Genomic DNA, 15,502 nt, shown 5'->3' with positions numbered 1-15,502 from the left:
GTTCGGGCCGTGATTATAGCAGGGAACGAGGAACATGGAACACAACACAAAGACCACAGAGAATAAAACAGCGGTAACACGCTAACGCCTCCCCCTGCCAAGGGGACTGACCTGAAAGGGCGGAGCGGTTCATTTAAGCATTGGACAAAGGGGACATTGCCGCTTTGGGCTAACACTTGATTATTTCCCTGGACTATTACTGGATTGGGGTATGCTACCATTGGTAGAAACCTTTGCACAATCCACTCCCCGCCCCGCCAAACTGGTCAAATAACCTCCATCAAAACAACCTGAGGAGTCCCCCAAACGTCCTGGAAACAAACCGTCCAACGTTTCCTGGCGGATGCGCTTTTGGTAGAGCATAAATCATTGCCTGGACTAGACGGCGCGCATGAGATTATCAAAATCAATCTCCATTCAACCCGAAACGGCATTATTGTTGCCCGCGGCTCAATCAATATTATTGATGCGACTGTTATGCAAGCGAAGCGCGCCACAAAAACAACAAACGAAGTCACAACACTCAAGACCCGGAAGCGGCTTGTAATGTTAAAACCGCAACCGATGTAAAAACCCCCTATGGATTTAAGATGTGCGCCAATACCGATGAATATGGCATCAAAAAGACGACCTATGCCCCACATGATTCAAAAGAGTTTGATAATCTGTCAGGCAACCGAGACAAGTCTATGCCGACCGCGCTTATGCCAACAAAAACAATGGCCGAAAACACGGCAAAGCCAACAATAAAATCCTGCGCGGGCTTGTCGCGATAACCATTTAACAGACCGACAAAAGGCCAGAACAAGATTTATTCCAGTATTCGCCATGTGATTGAACGCGCCTTTGGCTTGCTCAATCTTGACCACGAATTATGCAAGGCAAGAAGCCTGTGCTTAGCCAGCAACAAAGCCCGCGCAGAACGGATTGCGATGAACCATAATGTCAAGTTGGGGCGAATATACTCAAACAAATGCAAAGTTTGCAGGAGGATTGCATCTAACAGGCAAGAAAATGGATGAAAAGCGGCTAAAAGCGCTGAATCAGCGGCTGTTGTGAAGAATTGGAGAAGGGTTGTGGAAAAATGAAGGAAATTTATAAAAAATGGCGTTGTTTGACGTTGTTTGTAAGTTTGGTTAGCGCTCTTGATGCAAAAGTCTTTGATAATCTAAAATATTGTGTTATATCAGTAAGTTATACTAATCTGTGGATTCAACTCATAAGTGCAACATCCCCGATGAAGGAAAGGCGGGATGCGGCAGCCTCTTGGTTTTCCCATCAATCAATATAAGGCGTTGCCATTATGAAATCCTGCACACCTCTCACCGGCCTTCAAAGAGACCGGATTGCCAATGGATTGAGGCTAAGGCTATTCGCAAACAGCTATCGCTGATATTATCGGAGCAGTAGCGCCATCAGCCGCGAGAGGCGCCGCAACAGTGTGCGCCGCCCGGCGCCAAGCTGGGCGGCTATCGGCCGGCAGCGGTGCACAAACAGGCACTGGCCGGGTCGGCAAAGCCCCTCGACGTATCAGTCGGGAGGATTGGGCGTATATTGAACGGCTGTTGCGGGGGAAGTGGAGTCCGCAGCGGATTAGCCTGTGGCTTGCGCGGGTCGGTCGTCGGTCAGCCATGAGTGGATATGCCAGTATATTCGCAAGGACCAGGACTATGGCGGAGATTGGCATCCGCATTTGAGATGCCGGGAGAAGCGAAGGAAACGCCTTGCGGCGGTCGGGCAAAGCTCCAGGCTCGGCGATTGGGAGTTGGACACGGTCTATGGTAAAAACAATACTGCCGTTATGCTGAGCATGGCGGATCGGGCCTCGCGGTTTGTGTGCATTGACATCCTGCCCAATGGAACGGCGCGTGCGGCGGGGCGGTCGTTGGTCGGAATCCTGCCCCCATCAAACATCGGGTTCTCGCGTTGAGCTCGGACAAGGGCAACGAATTCACTGATCATGAGGCGGTTGCCGGCGTCCTGAAAAGCGATTTTCACTTCGCCCATCCCTGTGCACCTTGGCAGTGCGGCGCCAATGAGAATACCAATGGACTGATACGGCAGCGCTTTCCCAAGACTAATGATCTTGCGACCATCAAGACCCCGCAACTGGCGCGGGTGTGCGGCAACTCAACAACCGACCACGCAAATGTCTTGGCATGAAAACGCCAAATCAAGCGCTATTACGGCATACCACCCTCTGTTGCACTTCAGGGTTGAATCCACAGACCCATACATGTACTAGACAAGTAAAATTATTTAGGATAGCGGGATGCGAAAAAGTCGGTTAAGCAAGCCCAAGCAAAATAGGCTAATAGAGATGTTCATTGCGGGCGCAACGGCGAGAACGGCGGCTGCGCTGGTGGGCGTGAACAAGACGACTGCCAGTTTTTACTTTCATCGTTTGAGGCAGTTGATGGCACAGCATCTGGAATATTTCGCTCCGCTTGACGGCGAGGTGGAAGTGGACGAGAGTTACTTTGGCGGCAGGCACAAAGGCAAGCGCGGTCGCGGCGCGAGTGGCAAAGTGCCGGTTTTTGGCCTGCTCAAGCACCATGGCTGGGTTTATGCGATGATGATTCCGGGGATGCGAAGGGCGAGACCTTGCTGCCGATCATAGAGCAAAAAGCAAGGCCAGACAGCATTGTTTACTCGGACAGCTGGCGCGGCTACAATGCGCTTGATGTGTCCGAGTTCAAGCACTGCCGCATCAACCACAGCGTGTTGTTTGCTGACCGACATAACCACATCAACGGCATTGAGAATTTTGCAATCAAGCGAAGCGTCATTTGCGAAAGTTCAATGGGGTTCCAAAGGCCCATTTCCACCTCTTTCTGAGGGAGTGTGAATAGCGATTTAACAACGGTGACCCAAAGCAACAATTAATACAATTGAAATAATGGGTTAAACAAGAATTAGGTTAGTTATCTTGGACAGCCCCTAATTTATTTCCTGCAAACCAGGTTTGGTTGGCCAGATAGGCAAACGGCATCCGGGTTTCTATTCGTTTCTCCACCATTTGATCTATGGCCGCCAAATCGGACTGATTGAGCGCTATCTGCCAATCAAAGTTGTTATTGTCCAGCACCGCGGCCGTATCAAATCCGAGTACGTATAATATGATCCAAGTGGATTCATCCCACCCATCATCCGCGCCATGACCATAAAATAGACCGGCTTGCCACAGCCTGGTTTGCACGGCTGCAATTTTTTCTTCCAGGTTCATTTAAGTTTTCCGGTGTTTTGCTCTTATAAGGTTTTTAGGGCAGCCGCGCCCAAGGGAACTGCCTGAGTCAATTGCATAGAACAATTACACGGCGCAATTAATGACAGGCAAATAAAAAAGACACTCCGCAGAGTGTCCTTTTTTATTCAGTTTCCTTTGGCTACGGGCCCGAAATAATACCCACCTTGAGAATTTACTTCCTGTTGTATCTGGCCTGAAACTTACCCACGCGCCCGGCACTGTCCATGATTTTTTGTTTTCCAGTATAAAAAGGATGGCATTCAGAACAAATCTCCACGTGTAGCTCTTTGCCCAGTGTCGATTTTGTCTCAAAGGAATTACCACATGTGCAAACCACTTTAATTTCGCCGTATGCGGGATGAAGGTCTGGTTTCATAGTGAATTCCTCTGGGTTTCCTGGTTGAGGCTAATGTTCAAATCTAATCGGCATACCAGCCACAACAACGGCTATGTTCACCTTGATTTTGGGGCGGCGATAATATGAAAATTCTTTATCTAAATCAAGCCCATGTATAAAACTATGTATATCCGCCGCATTTGTTGGGTTGAGTTTGAATCAAGGAGTATACCGAAGATTACTCGCCAAAGCCATGATCGAGGCTTGACCAGATAATCCAGTGAGATGCCCGTGGCGCAAGCCGCACATTGCCGGTATTGAATGGTTGCGCTTAGGGCTGAATAAGGAATACTAACCGTTTGATAAACAGTACAATGCTATCGCATGAATAATGATGCCATACCTTACTTGATCGAAGCGCATGAACTCGAATCGCGATTGCCGCATAAAAACTTGCTCATCGTCGATGTCGGTGCCCGCGAAACCTATCGCCAAGGCCATCTGCCCGGCGCCATCCATCTCGATTACAAAGATCTGATTCTCGGCCAGCCACCGGCCCCAGGGTTGTTGCCGCCACTGGATAAACTTCAAACGGTGGTGCAGTCCATCGGCTTGACTGCGGAAAAACAGGTAATCGCTTACGATGATCAGGGCAATGGTCGGGCCAGCCGGCTGTTGTGGACGCTGGAAGCAGTCGGGCATAAAAAATCCTCGCTGTTAAACGGCGGTCTACACGCATGGAGTAACGAAGGCCACGCAACCGAAAGTGCGCTCGCTCAGGCTGAGCCGCACCAGCACCACATTGACAAACCTGACCTTGACCAGTCGCCGATTGAGTTGAATTCATTGGTAATCGCGGACCAGGATTATGTGCTGGCATCGCTGGCGGATGCACATATTATGATTCTCGATGCGCGCTCGCCGGACGAATATAACGGCCTCAAATCGCCCTCCCGGCGCACTGGCCACATCCCTGGGGCGGTCAATCTCAATTGGCTTGACAGCATCGACCGTGATAACAATTTGCGCTTCAAGCCGGAAGCGGCCTTGAACTTGATGCTGGCGCAACTCGGGGTTGTGCGCGAAAAGGAAATTATCGTGCATTGCCAAACCCACCATCGCTCCTCGCACAGTTTTGTGATGTTGCGACACCTCGGTTTTGATAAAATTCGCGGATACGCGGGCTCATGGTCGCAATGGAGCAACGACCCCAGTCTTCCAATCGCATAACCGTCACTTTAACAATCACTTAACAATCACTGAAATTCCGACATCATGATCGTCATTCTTGACCCGCAACTGAACACCGATTCGCCCGAAACTGCGGCCATACTCGAATACCTTCTCGCCACACCCGGCATAACGCCCAAGGTTCACTGCGTCATCGGCGCCCAGCAGGTGCTTACGGAAATTTATCTGGTGGGCGATACCTCGACGCTGGACCGCAACGCAATCGAAAGCCTGTCCGGGGTCAACCGGGTGGTCAAGGTGTCGCGCTCCTACGCCGTTGTTGGTCGCCATGCCGGGGATTCGAGATCATATGGATTCAACTACAACGGCATCACCTTCAACCAGGACAATCTCAATATTTTCGCCGGGCTTGTGCGCTGTGGACACCGTCAAACACGTCGAGCAGATGATGCAAGCGGTGGCGCAAGCCGGGCTTGAATGTACCCGTATGGGCGCTTACAAACCGAGAACCAACCCGTATTCGTTTCAGGGGCATGGCGCCGAATGTCTGCCGTGGGTTTTCGAGCTGGCGGGGAAATACGGCATCAAGGTAATCGCCATGGAAATTACCCACGACACCCACATTGCAGAAATCAATCAGGCGCTAGAACAAAGCGGCTGCCCAACTGGGGTGATGTTGCAGATTGGAACGCGCAACACCCAGAACTTTGAATTGCTCAAGGCTTGCGGACGGCAAAATGATCATCCGATTCTGCTCAAGCGCGGCTTCGGCATTACCTTGGAAGAGTCGTTAAACGCGGCCGAGTACCTCGCCAGCGAAGGCAATCGCAAGGTGATTTTTTGCTTGCGCGGAATGAAAACCAATATGGGCGACCCGCATCGCAACCTGGTTGATTTCAGCCATGTGCCGGTGATCAAGCGCATGACCCACATGCCGGTGTGCATTGATCCATCGCACTCGGTCGGCACCCGCGAACGTGCGCCGGATGGACTGCTCGATTTGTTCCACGCAACCGCTCAGGGAATTATTGCCGGCGCCAACATGGTTCTGATCGACGTCCATCCCAAACCCGTGAGCGCGTTGGTGGATGGGCCGCAGGCCCTCACCCTGGACGAGTTAGGCAACTACCTCGAAGACATCAACATCGCCCGCGCAGCCTATCTCAAGCGCAAGGAGCTGGCGAGGCAGGAGAATTAGCACCCGATTCAGTTGCGGATAATTTCTCGGTGATTGATTGCTTGAATAAATGACTGAGTAGCCTGCTTTTTGACAGATTCGGTTTGATCTGTTCTTTTGCCAGCGCCGCCCACATCAGGATAAAAGTAGCGATTGATTTCTCTTGCTATATCAAGCATTGGATGGCCATATCTGCGACCTTGGTTATGTTTATTTTCGTCCTCAACAACCCTTGAAATTACGTCAATAGTAGAATCAAGCATTACCTCAATTTTTGCTTTTGAGCCAGGCAATTCCTCTTTCATATACTTTTCTATTTCTTCAAGTACTGATGACTCTGCGTCGTTTTTCAAACTCTTAGCTATCACGAGGTTTGACACTAGCTGAATGGTTATGGTTTTTACCATTCTTGAAAACTTTGTAAACACAACATGATTTGAACAAATTTTGGGAATATTTGGTATAAAAGAGAAATAAGTAGCTTTATATTCCAAGATTGTTCCATATTTTCTTTTAGTATGTTCGGTATATGCGTGAATGGCCTTTTTACGACCCCTTACTTTTGATTCAGAAATTACCAGATGCTTTGTTTCTGGATGGTAGGAAAGAACATCTACATCGCTCCATCCGCCGCTTTCGGTTTGATACGCAAACCGCGTTTTTGTCCAGTAATTTTTTAATATCCATTCGGATTCAACAATTAATTCAGATATCATTGCTTCTGACATTCAGAGTTCCTCGCTTAACGATTAATAGGCATTAACACGAATTTTATTCTGCTATTTACTGTGAGTCAAAAAACGGAGGGATGGTGCCGGAAAGAGGAGTCGAACCTCCGACCTACTGATTACGAATCAGTTGCTCTACCGACTGAGCTATTCCGGCATTTCGGGCCATGACTGAGGCGATTATAAAGGGGCGATTATAAAGGGGCGATTATAAGGATGGCGGCTGTTTTGGTCTATGCGGAATTGGGGGCCGAATGGGTGTGGGTGTTGCAGCGATTACTAAAGATCAGGTTGCTTTCGTTTTAAGTTCAAACATTTGCCGTCTCGGGCGCGAACTTATCCGGTCGGTTCCTGGTTTCTCAAACGGCTCGGTAAGGAGAATGAAATATTTTCACTCGGGCCATCTAATTCAATCGCACGGGCATCGCCTTTTGCGAGTCGTTCAATAACTTGCGCCACCAACGATTCTGGTGCGGATGCGCCGGCAGTGACCCCGGCACAGGTTTTTCCATCCAGCCATTTGTCTTGTATTTCTTCGGGCCCATCTATCAGGTAAGCTGGGACACGTCGTAACTCAGCAATTTCGCGCAGGCGATTCGAGTTCGAACTATTCGGAGACCCGACGACAAATATCACATCGCATTTATCCCCCAGTTTTTTTACCGCGTCTTGCCGGTTCTGGGTGGCGTAACAAATATCATCCTTGCGCGGCCCCCTGATATTCGGGTATCGCGCCTTAAGTGCGTCGACAATTTTTGCGGTGTCATCCACAGATAATGTGGTTTGGCTCACATAAGCCAACTTGTCCGGGTCAGCGACTGCCAGATTTTCCAGGTCTTCGATATTTCCCAACAGCTGTATGCCGCTATCAACTTGCCCCATAGTGCCTTCGACCTCAGGATGACCGGCGTGTCCGATCAGTAAAATATCCAGACCTTGTTGACGGTATTTTGTGACTTCGATATGAACTTTGGTCACCAGCGGGCAGGTGGCATCGAATACATTCAAGTTTCGCTTCTGTGCTTCTGCTCGAACCGCCTGAGAGACACCGTGAGCGCTAAACACCACGGTCGAATGCTCGGGGATTTGGTCAAGCTCATCCACAAAAACCGCCCCTTTTTTCCTTAGGTTATCGACCACGAATTTATTGTGAACGACTTCATGCCTTACATATATCGGCGCACCCCGTTTTTGCAAAGCGCGCTCAACGATCTCGATTGCGCGATCCACCCCGGCACAAAATCCTCTCGGATTTGCCAGCACTACTTGCATTGGCACCTGCATTTTTTGTATCGGCTTGTTCATATCCTCAAGTTTACATCGTCCTGTTTATATCGTCCGGCTTATATCATCATTGGGTTGGAAGCTATTGATCGCGACCACCAAACCTAAAACTATCGGCGATTAAACAAATTGCGCCTAACGTAATTGCCGAATCTGCAATGTTGAATGCGGGGAAATACCAGTCCTGATAATGAAAATAAATAAAATCAATAACGTACCGATATACAACCCGGTCAATCAAATTTCCAATCGCGCCGGCCAGCACCATTACCAATCCCCAGGACAAAAATCGGTTATGGGTAAATGAACGCCACAACCACACCAATAGAACCATGGATACCACCATCGCGAAGCCAACCAAAAAGTAATGCTGAATTCCCCCGGCTTGGTTAAGAAAACCAAACGCGGCGCCGCGGTTAAATACCAGCGCCCATTGCAAAATTGGCAAAACATCAATTGGCGGCTGGCCGAGTAAATTTTGGTAGGCGATTTGTTTTGTCCATTGATCGAGGCCAACCAGAACCATTGTCAGCCCAATGTACATAAGGTATTTTGGCGTGGACTTTTGCATTAATTACCCGCATCCAAAATTTCTTTTGCGCGCTCGCAATCTATAAAAATCTGGCTTTTTAATGCTTCAAACGATTCGAACTTTTTCTCATCACGTATCTTTGCGACAAACTCCACACAGATTCGATTTCCGTATATCCGCTGATTAAAATCAAAAAGGTGGACTTCCAATAGCGTTTTCATGCCGTCAACAGTTGGGCGCATTCCTAAATTTGCAACGCCTTTAATCTGAGCGTGAACGTGATCATCGTTTAAGCCTCGCACGGTTACCGCGAAAACACCGGTCATGGGAATTTTACGATTTATCGCAATATTTGCGGTCGGGAAGCCCCATTCCCGACCTCGCTTATCGCCATGCATGACCCGCCCCACCATTGCGAATTTTCTTCCCAATAACACATCAACTTCGTCAAAGCGTCCAGCGCTAAGGGATTCACATATTCTAGTGCTACTGACACGGCTATGGCCGACATTAATTGTTTCAAAACGCCCAACTTCAAATCCATTGTTGAGGCCGGCCTGTTTCAAAATCTGGTAATCACCCTTCCGGCCCTTGCCAAACTTGAAGTCATCGCCAATTGAAATATATTTTGCCTTCAGCCCATCTATCAAATACGTTTGTATGAAATTCTCAGCGCTTGTTCGGGCCAGCATTTTGTTAAACGGTATTGCCAGCATCAAACTTACCCCTTGATCGCGCAACGCAAAATACTGACTGCTAATTGTAGTCAATCGCGGCGGTGCGTCTTGCTTTCGAAAATATTCTTCTGGATTGGGTGCAAACGTCATCACTACGGCGGGCAAGCCCATTTTTTTTCCGACCTCAACTAACTGCTTTAATATTTTTTGATGGCCGATATGCACAGCATCAAATTTTCCGATTGTCAGTACACAGCCAGAATTGGGTATTAACCTGGAATTTATTGAGCGAACCAATTTCATTACTGATTTGTATCTTTTGCCAACCATAAGTTTCGGAGCTTAATCCCCATTAAAAACAAAGCGCCAAAATATACGGCTCCACCCAATAATAAAAGCATACTCAATTTTAACGCTCTGCTCCAAATTGAAATTTCCAACCACGCACTGCCGTCCCCCATAAACCACCATAGTGCCGCCCCCATAAAGCTCGAACCCAACAATACTTTAAGCAAAAACACCGGCCACCCTGGCTCGGCCATTAACACTTTCTCTCGTCGCAATAAAACATACAACATTACCGCATTACACACTGCGGAAATTGTTGTGGCTAACGCCAGCCCGACATGCTTTAGAGACGTTATCAATAATAAACAAAACACAATATTTATCGCCATGGCAATCATGGCGATTCTAACCGGTGTTTTTGTGTTCTCGCGGGCGTAGAAACCAGGTGCGAGTGCTTTTACCATGACAATAGCGGTTAGGCCAATAGCGTATGCAATCAAGCTCGCCGCAGTCATATTGACGCCGTTAACCGTGAAGTCGCCATGATAGTAAATTGTTGAAACCATGGGTTTAGCCAGCACGATCAACCCAACAGTCGCAGGTACGCAAACTAAACATATCCAGCGCAATCCCCAATCCAGGGTTTTGGAAAAATCAATTGTGGCGCGCCTGGCATACTTACGCGCCAAGTCGGGCAAAAGCACGGTGCTTAATGCGATGCCAAACACGCCAACCGGAAACTCCATTAACCGATCCGAGTAATATAACCAGGAAATACTCCCGGTTACTAAATACGATGCCAGCACCATGTTCACAATCATATTTAATTGCGCTACGGAAACGCCAAATATTGCTGGCACCGTTAATCGAAATACTCTCTTTGCACCTGCTACCCCAACTTCATCCCCGGCCCGCTTAATGATTCTTGGTTTTATAGTGAGCTTTTCCTTTTTCAAAAATGGCAATTGAAACAGCAGTTGAATCAGTCCCGCTACGAGTACCCCAAAAGATAATGCAATGGGTGCATCGCTAACCATCGGCACTAAAATCAAAGCCGCGAAAATCAAGCAGATATTTAATAAAACCGGGGTTGCGGCGGGCACCGCGAATCGACCGCAAGTATTGAGCATCCCACCTGCCATGGCCACAAATGAGATAAAAAACACATAAGGAAAGGTGATTCGAGTAGCCTGAACTGCCAGATCAAACTTTTCTGGTTGATTAGCAAACCCGGCGGCCAACACGGACACCAGGCCTTGAGCAAAAACTACCCCTAGCACCGAAACGACCAGCAGAATCAAGCCAAATCGCCCAATCAAAATTTGCAGGAATCTATTGGTGTCAGACTCAGTATTATTCAGGCGATAATCGGTGAAAACCGGGACAAATGCTGCTGAAAATGCGCCTTCCCCAGAGATTCTTCGGAAAAAATTGGGAATACGAAGGGCCACAAAAAATATATCCGCAGCGGCTTTATCTCCGAGAATATTGGCAAATATCACATCCCGAATCAAGCCAGTAATCCGTGACACCAGCGTCATAGACCCAACAACCGACACAGACTTAATTAATTTGGACGACATTTTGCTTTGGAATTGCTTGATAATATACGTTGCCAGGCTGACTTTCGGACTTGACTTTCGGGCCAAAATTGACCATATTCCCGCGTCCGTTGTTTGACCCCATTAATTGACTCTAAAAATCCGAGGATAACTGTTGGCCAATACACCCCAGGCACGAAAACGCGCCCGCCAAAATGCGAGACGACGAAGGCATAACATGAGCATTCGCTCATCGTTGCGCTCATCCATCAAAAAGTTGCTGAAACTGATTACGGAAAAAAATAAAGAAGCAGCAAGTACAGCATACCGCGACGCGGTGTCCAACATCGATAGTGCCGCATCAAAAGGCCTGCACCACAAAACCCGTGCCGCACGTTTGAAAAGTCGTCTTAACAACCGGTTAAAATCCCTAAACGTATAGTTCGTATCATTCACATAATAGCGGCGCATCGGATTCATGCCGTAATTGCAATATTGTCACGGTGAATTAATTCACTTTCACCACAATACCCCAAGACCGTTTCAATTTTATCACTGGAGATGCCAATGATTTTACGGGCCTCATCCGCATTGTAATTCACCAGGCCGCGTGCGATTTCATTGCCTGCATGGTCAACACAAATAACAATCTCTCCGCGAGTAAACGAACCTTCCAGGGCAGTAACGCCGACCGGCAATAGACTGCGCCCGGATTCCCTTAATACGCTCACCGCGCCGTTATCGAGAACCAGCTTTCCATTACCACGCAATTGACCTGCCAACCATTGTTTTCTGGCAGCAATTCGACCACTGCCCGGCGACAGTGTCGTGCCCAAAACCTCGCCAGCTCGTAAACGCCGCAATATATTTTCTTCCTTGCCCGAAGCGATTATAGTGGTCGCGCCTGACCCGGATGCCTTTCGAGCCGCTTTGATTTTAGTCAGCATACCGCCGCTTCCAGACACACCGGCGCAACCCGCTACCGCCAACAAGTCAGGGTCATCCGCTTTTCCATATTGAATAAGATTTGCCAGCTCAGAATTTCTGGGGTCACGCTCACAAAGCCCAACCTGATCGGTAAGCAGCACAAGACATTCCGCCTCCACCAAATTCGTGGCCAATGCCGCTAACGTGTCATTGTCACCAAACCGTATTTCTTCGTTTACCACTGCATCGTTTTCATTAACAACCGGCACCACGCCGAGATTTAAAAGCTCTCGCAGCGTACTTCTTGCGTTTAGATAGCGCTGTCTATTCGCCAGATCAGCGTGGGTAAGCAGAATCTGTGCAGTCACAATTTTGTATTTGTCGAAAGCCGCCTGATAACTTTGCATCAACCCCATCTGACCGACAGCCGCGGCAGTTTGCAGTTTATGGACTTCGCTGGGACGATTTACCCAACCCAGGCGCCGCATACCCTCGCCAATGGAGCCCGATGAAACCAGTACGATATCCACACCCTGATCTTTCAGTTTTGCGATTTGCCTGGCCCATGAATCAATGGCAGATTGATTGAGACCAGATTGGGAATCGGTTAATAGCGACGTACCAATTTTGACAACCCACCGGGTTGATTCGGTTAGCGCCTTGCGCGATGTCATTGTTTCAGCACCTGATCCCATGCGTTGTCTAAATCCTGAGCGCCTGACTCGTGATCCTCCAACTCGATTTTGATTGCTTCATCAATTTGCAATAAACGATTCATTAAATCGTTAGTCAGCTTATCGCAACCTTCCCCGGTTACCGCGGATATACGATAAACTTGGCCACTATACGACAACTTTTTCTTCAATTCGGATTCAATTTCTATCGCCATTTCCTGATTGATAGTATCAATCTTGTTGAGTACCAGCCAGCGTTCCTTGTCTGCCAGTGATGGCTCGAAAGTGCTCAATTCTCGTTCAATCTCTGTCACTCCTTGCTCGAGATCTTTCTGGTTGATGGGCGTTATATCAACTAAATGCAGCAATATCCTGGTGCGTTTTAAATGCTTTAAAAACTGGATGCCTAAGCCGGCTCCTTGAGCCGCGCCGGCAATTAAACCTGGAATGTCGGCAATCACAAAACTGCTGGAATGACCGATATCCACCACGCCTAATTGCGGATGCAAAGTGGTAAACGGATAATCCGCGATCTTGGGTCGGGCATGGGAAACCGCGCTTAACAAAGTTGACTTTCCTGCATTGGGCAAGCCCAACAAACCCACATCAGCCAGCACCTTTAATTCCAGTTTCATTAATCGTTCATCTCCCATTTTTCCCGAAGTAGTACGACGCGGCGCACGGTTGGTGCTGGATTTAAAATTTGCATTGCCTAACCCACGCCTGCCCCCTTCGGCAACCAGCAAACGGTCCCCTTGTTTGGTCACATCGCCGATCATCTCATTGGTTTGCGCATCGCTGACAAGGGTTCCCAGAGGCACGTCGATCAGCAAATCATCACCCTTCTTTCCGAATCGGTCTTTGCCCGCACCGCCGTCTCCGCTTTTTGCACGATACTGTCGAACAAACCTGAAATCGGCCAACGTATTCAATCCACTTTTGGCAACCAGGTAAATACTGCCACCATTGCCGCCGTCTCCGCCATCAGGGCCGCCTTTTGGACGAAATTTTTCACGCAGGAAACTCAGGCAGCCGTTACCGCCCTTACCCGCGATTACCCTGATTGTCGCTTCATCAACGAATTTCATTTTATATTTTAAAAAATGTTTAACTATAAACTTTTGTCATCATAGCCGCTCCTTGATTCTGCTTTGCGCTTGATTCTACATCCTGCTTCCGTGGAGTCGTGAACATAACCGAAAGGGCTTGCGGAAATGTCGAGGCGCAAAATCTGCCCGACCATCCAAGCCACAAAAAACCCCGCTTTGTCACCAAAGCGGGGTTTTTTGTGTTCCATTATTTCCCGAACCTTAACTCAGACGATACTTATTGTTCTGCGCTTTTTGAGACCTTTTGTTTCAAATAATACTTTGCCTGGCGCGGTTGCGAACAATGTGAAGTCTTTTCCGAGGCGGGTGTTTTTTCCTGGATGAAACGAACTGCCGCGTTGTCTTACAATAATATTTCCTGCAACAACCTGTTGACCGCCGAACTTCTTAACGCCAAGCCGTTTGGATGCGGAATCTCGACCGTTTCTGGAACTACCGCCTGCTTTTTTGTGTGCCATGAGACGCCTCAGTCTTTTTCTGGTTTAGTATCGAATAAACAAACTGTCTAAATTGCCAGTTTATTCGCTTGTTGAACCCACTTTTCCCGCTCAATCCTGCCTTTCAAACTCAGTTGTTCATTAATCTGGTCAATTTTGGCTTGATCAAATTCAGCAATTTGCTTAAACGTGGTTATCTTCATGGCGAGCAATTTTTTCTCGATCACTGAACCAATACCCTTTATCCGGGTTAGGTCATCGCCCATATTGTCGCCCGTCGTGGTTTTATTGCCTGCCGTCTTGGTGTTCTCGGCGGCGGTCTTGACAGCGGTCGTTTTCTTTTCAGAAGTTGATGCGCGAGAAAGCCCAGCACCACCTGCGCCACCAATACCCGTAATTTCGATCTCTGTGAATGATTGGCGATGTCCCTGAGTACGACGATAGTTTTTACGTCGTTTCATTTTGAAAACCTTGATTTTCCCGGCCCGGCCATGGGATACCACTGTCGCGATGACCGGGCTTTCAAGCACTGGCGATCCAACGGTGACTTTGTCACCGTCTGCTATCATCAACACGCGACCCAGACTGACCGAATCACCCTCCGCAACGGCTAGTTTTTCCACTTTTAACTTATCACCAATAGCAACTTTATATTGTTTGCCGCCCGTTTCGATTACTGCATACATTGTATAAATTCTTCAATTGTTTATTCTATTAGCCGCCGAATCAAATTTAGTCAATTACTTAAACCTGACTCGATCATCCCCTACCTCATGTCTACCTACCTACTCGCAGAAGTCCAAGGATATTTACGAGGAAATCACCGGATTTACAGGGACGCGGGATTCTAGCCGTCTAAAGCCTTGTCGTCAATTACCTTGTCCGGGTTCACCAGAAATGAGACAAAATCAGGTTGCCAAGGCGAGTTGCCGATAATACGCCATCGGCGTCATTAAATCCAAACTATCGTGTGGTCGGTAATGATTATAGGGCCACGGGTAATGCACCCGTTCCTGGTTGATCGCGGTCACCGTCAACCGGCCTTCATACAACGGGCAGCGCTCATAACGACTGCATTGGCGCGCTCGACGCAACCGTTCCATGACCCGCCGATGGTTTTCAGGCATAACCCCGTCGTGCCGCCTGCTGATTTGAGCTCGGCATACAGTGCCGGTTTCCTCATTCGATTGATTGCGGGTTCACTGGCGGTATCGGCAATCGCCCAACTGCGAACAGGTTTTCGCTCCTGCAAAACCTGCATTTCCGACATCCTTGGCGGTCATGATTGGATTCGCAGGCTTTTGATCTGCATCGGGCAGTCTCCCGTGATTTAAGTGAAAGGATTTCACCTCA

The 15,502-nt window shown here is 48.4% G+C and carries 18 protein-coding genes, 1 tRNA gene and 2 pseudogenes; 7 read left to right on the top strand and 14 right to left on the bottom strand.

All coding sequences use genetic code 11. The annotated features are described in order from the left end of the window. Window positions 1-369 precede the first annotated feature (369 nt). The 4 genes and pseudogenes from ACPXXB_RS03405 to ACPXXB_RS03390 all read left to right on the top strand — a co-directional run bounded on the left by ACPXXB_RS03405 (window position 370) and on the right by ACPXXB_RS03390 (window position 2,852). The gene (locus tag ACPXXB_RS03405; RefSeq protein WP_423909341.1) at window positions 370-570 is read left to right on the top strand and encodes a hypothetical protein; all 201 of its coding nucleotides are present in this window, start codon (window positions 370-372) and stop codon (window positions 568-570) included. Window positions 571-1,600: 1,030 nt separating this feature from the next. After that, a complete protein-coding gene (locus tag ACPXXB_RS03400; RefSeq protein WP_423909340.1) occupies window positions 1,601-1,930 on the top strand; it encodes a hypothetical protein in 330 nt (109 codons plus the stop codon). Further along, a complete protein-coding gene (locus ACPXXB_RS03395) occupies window positions 1,927-2,163 on the top strand; it encodes a hypothetical protein (protein WP_423909337.1) in 237 nt (78 codons plus the stop codon). The genes ACPXXB_RS03400 and ACPXXB_RS03395 overlap by 4 nt, the downstream gene beginning before the upstream one ends. A gap of 109 nt (window positions 2,164-2,272) precedes the next feature. Beyond that, window positions 2,273-2,852, top strand: a pseudogene (locus ACPXXB_RS03390) (IS1595 family transposase). Between the two features lie 68 nt (window positions 2,853-2,920). On the opposite strand, the gene ACPXXB_RS03385 reads toward ACPXXB_RS03390, so the two are convergent. Both ACPXXB_RS03385 and rpmE read right to left on the bottom strand, forming a co-directional pair. Continuing rightward, the gene (locus ACPXXB_RS03385; protein ID WP_423909335.1) at window positions 2,921-3,226 is read right to left on the bottom strand and encodes a hypothetical protein; all 306 of its coding nucleotides are present in this window, start codon (window positions 3,224-3,226) and stop codon (window positions 2,921-2,923) included. Window positions 3,227-3,419: 193 nt separating this feature from the next. After that, the gene (rpmE, locus tag ACPXXB_RS03380) at window positions 3,420-3,623 is read right to left on the bottom strand and encodes a 50S ribosomal protein L31 (RefSeq protein WP_423909332.1); all 204 of its coding nucleotides are present in this window, start codon (window positions 3,621-3,623) and stop codon (window positions 3,420-3,422) included. 345 nt (window positions 3,624-3,968) lie between these two features. On the opposite strand from rpmE, the gene ACPXXB_RS03375 reads away from it, so the two are divergent. Both ACPXXB_RS03375 and ACPXXB_RS03370 read left to right on the top strand, forming a co-directional pair. Next, entirely contained in the window at window positions 3,969-4,814 is an 846-nt protein-coding gene (locus ACPXXB_RS03375; protein ID WP_423909329.1) for a sulfurtransferase, read from the top strand. 45 nt (window positions 4,815-4,859) lie between these two features. Then, a pseudogene (locus ACPXXB_RS03370) lies at window positions 4,860-5,973 on the top strand (3-deoxy-7-phosphoheptulonate synthase). 8 nt (window positions 5,974-5,981) lie between these two features. Here the strand turns inward: ACPXXB_RS03370 and ACPXXB_RS03365 are convergent. The 6 genes from ACPXXB_RS03365 to murJ all read right to left on the bottom strand — a co-directional run bounded on the left by ACPXXB_RS03365 (window position 5,982) and on the right by murJ (window position 11,044). Continuing rightward, window positions 5,982-6,680: a hypothetical protein gene (locus tag ACPXXB_RS03365; protein ID WP_423909326.1), complete on the bottom strand. Its 699-nt coding sequence runs from the start codon at window positions 6,678-6,680 to the stop codon at window positions 5,982-5,984. Window positions 6,681-6,761: 81 nt separating this feature from the next. Next, window positions 6,762-6,837 (bottom strand) — tRNA-Thr (locus tag ACPXXB_RS03360). A 179-nt stretch (window positions 6,838-7,016) separates the two neighbouring features. Then, complete coding sequence (gene ispH / locus ACPXXB_RS03355) at window positions 7,017-7,952, bottom strand: 4-hydroxy-3-methylbut-2-enyl diphosphate reductase (protein WP_423910922.1); 936 nt, start codon at window positions 7,950-7,952, stop codon at window positions 7,017-7,019. A gap of 94 nt (window positions 7,953-8,046) precedes the next feature. After that, window positions 8,047-8,535 (bottom strand): signal peptidase II, encoded by a 489-nt coding sequence (gene lspA, locus ACPXXB_RS03350; RefSeq protein ID WP_423909323.1) that lies wholly within the window; start codon window positions 8,533-8,535, stop codon window positions 8,047-8,049. Continuing rightward, window positions 8,535-9,476, bottom strand: a complete 942-nt coding sequence (gene ribF / locus ACPXXB_RS03345) for a bifunctional riboflavin kinase/FAD synthetase (RefSeq protein ID WP_423909321.1) — start codon at window positions 9,474-9,476, stop codon at window positions 8,535-8,537. Before ribF ends, lspA begins: the two co-directional genes overlap by 1 nt. Further along, window positions 9,476-11,044 (bottom strand): murein biosynthesis integral membrane protein MurJ, encoded by a 1,569-nt coding sequence (gene murJ, locus ACPXXB_RS03340; RefSeq protein ID WP_423909318.1) that lies wholly within the window; start codon window positions 11,042-11,044, stop codon window positions 9,476-9,478. The genes ribF and murJ overlap by 1 nt, the downstream gene beginning before the upstream one ends. 133 nt (window positions 11,045-11,177) lie before the next feature. On the opposite strand from murJ, the gene rpsT reads away from it, so the two are divergent. Further along, window positions 11,178-11,444: a 30S ribosomal protein S20 gene (gene rpsT, locus ACPXXB_RS03335; RefSeq protein WP_423909316.1), complete on the top strand. Its 267-nt coding sequence runs from the start codon at window positions 11,178-11,180 to the stop codon at window positions 11,442-11,444. A 34-nt stretch (window positions 11,445-11,478) separates the two neighbouring features. Here the strand turns inward: rpsT and proB are convergent, their stop codons facing one another. The 6 genes from proB to ACPXXB_RS03305 form a co-directional block, all read right to left on the bottom strand. Beyond that, the gene (proB, locus tag ACPXXB_RS03330; RefSeq protein ID WP_423909313.1) at window positions 11,479-12,603 is read right to left on the bottom strand and encodes a glutamate 5-kinase; all 1,125 of its coding nucleotides are present in this window, start codon (window positions 12,601-12,603) and stop codon (window positions 11,479-11,481) included. Beyond that, entirely contained in the window at window positions 12,600-13,691 is a 1,092-nt protein-coding gene (cgtA, locus tag ACPXXB_RS03325) for an Obg family GTPase CgtA (RefSeq protein ID WP_423909310.1), read from the bottom strand. Before cgtA ends, proB begins: the two co-directional genes overlap by 4 nt. 23 nt (window positions 13,692-13,714) lie before the next feature. Further along, window positions 13,715-13,900 carry a hypothetical protein gene (locus ACPXXB_RS03320; RefSeq protein WP_423909307.1) on the bottom strand — a complete coding sequence of 62 codons (186 nt, stop codon included), beginning with the start codon at window positions 13,898-13,900 and terminating at the stop codon, window positions 13,715-13,717. Between the two features lie 18 nt (window positions 13,901-13,918). Then, the gene (gene rpmA, locus ACPXXB_RS03315) at window positions 13,919-14,170 is read right to left on the bottom strand and encodes a 50S ribosomal protein L27 (RefSeq protein ID WP_423909304.1); all 252 of its coding nucleotides are present in this window, start codon (window positions 14,168-14,170) and stop codon (window positions 13,919-13,921) included. Window positions 14,171-14,217: 47 nt separating this feature from the next. Further along, window positions 14,218-14,835, bottom strand: coding sequence for a 50S ribosomal protein L21 (gene rplU / locus ACPXXB_RS03310; protein WP_423909301.1), 618 nt, complete (start codon window positions 14,833-14,835; stop codon window positions 14,218-14,220). Window positions 14,836-15,057: 222 nt separating this feature from the next. Then, window positions 15,058-15,276: a hypothetical protein gene (locus tag ACPXXB_RS03305; RefSeq protein WP_423909299.1), complete on the bottom strand. Its 219-nt coding sequence runs from the start codon at window positions 15,274-15,276 to the stop codon at window positions 15,058-15,060. Between the last annotated feature and the right edge of the window lie 226 nt (window positions 15,277-15,502).

The sequence above is a fragment of the Candidatus Spongiihabitans sp. genome (assembly GCF_965237845.1).
Taxonomy (GTDB): Bacteria; Pseudomonadota; Gammaproteobacteria; order Arenicellales; family Poriferihabitantaceae; genus Spongiihabitans.
This window is presented reverse-complemented; position numbering and strand designations above follow the sequence as displayed.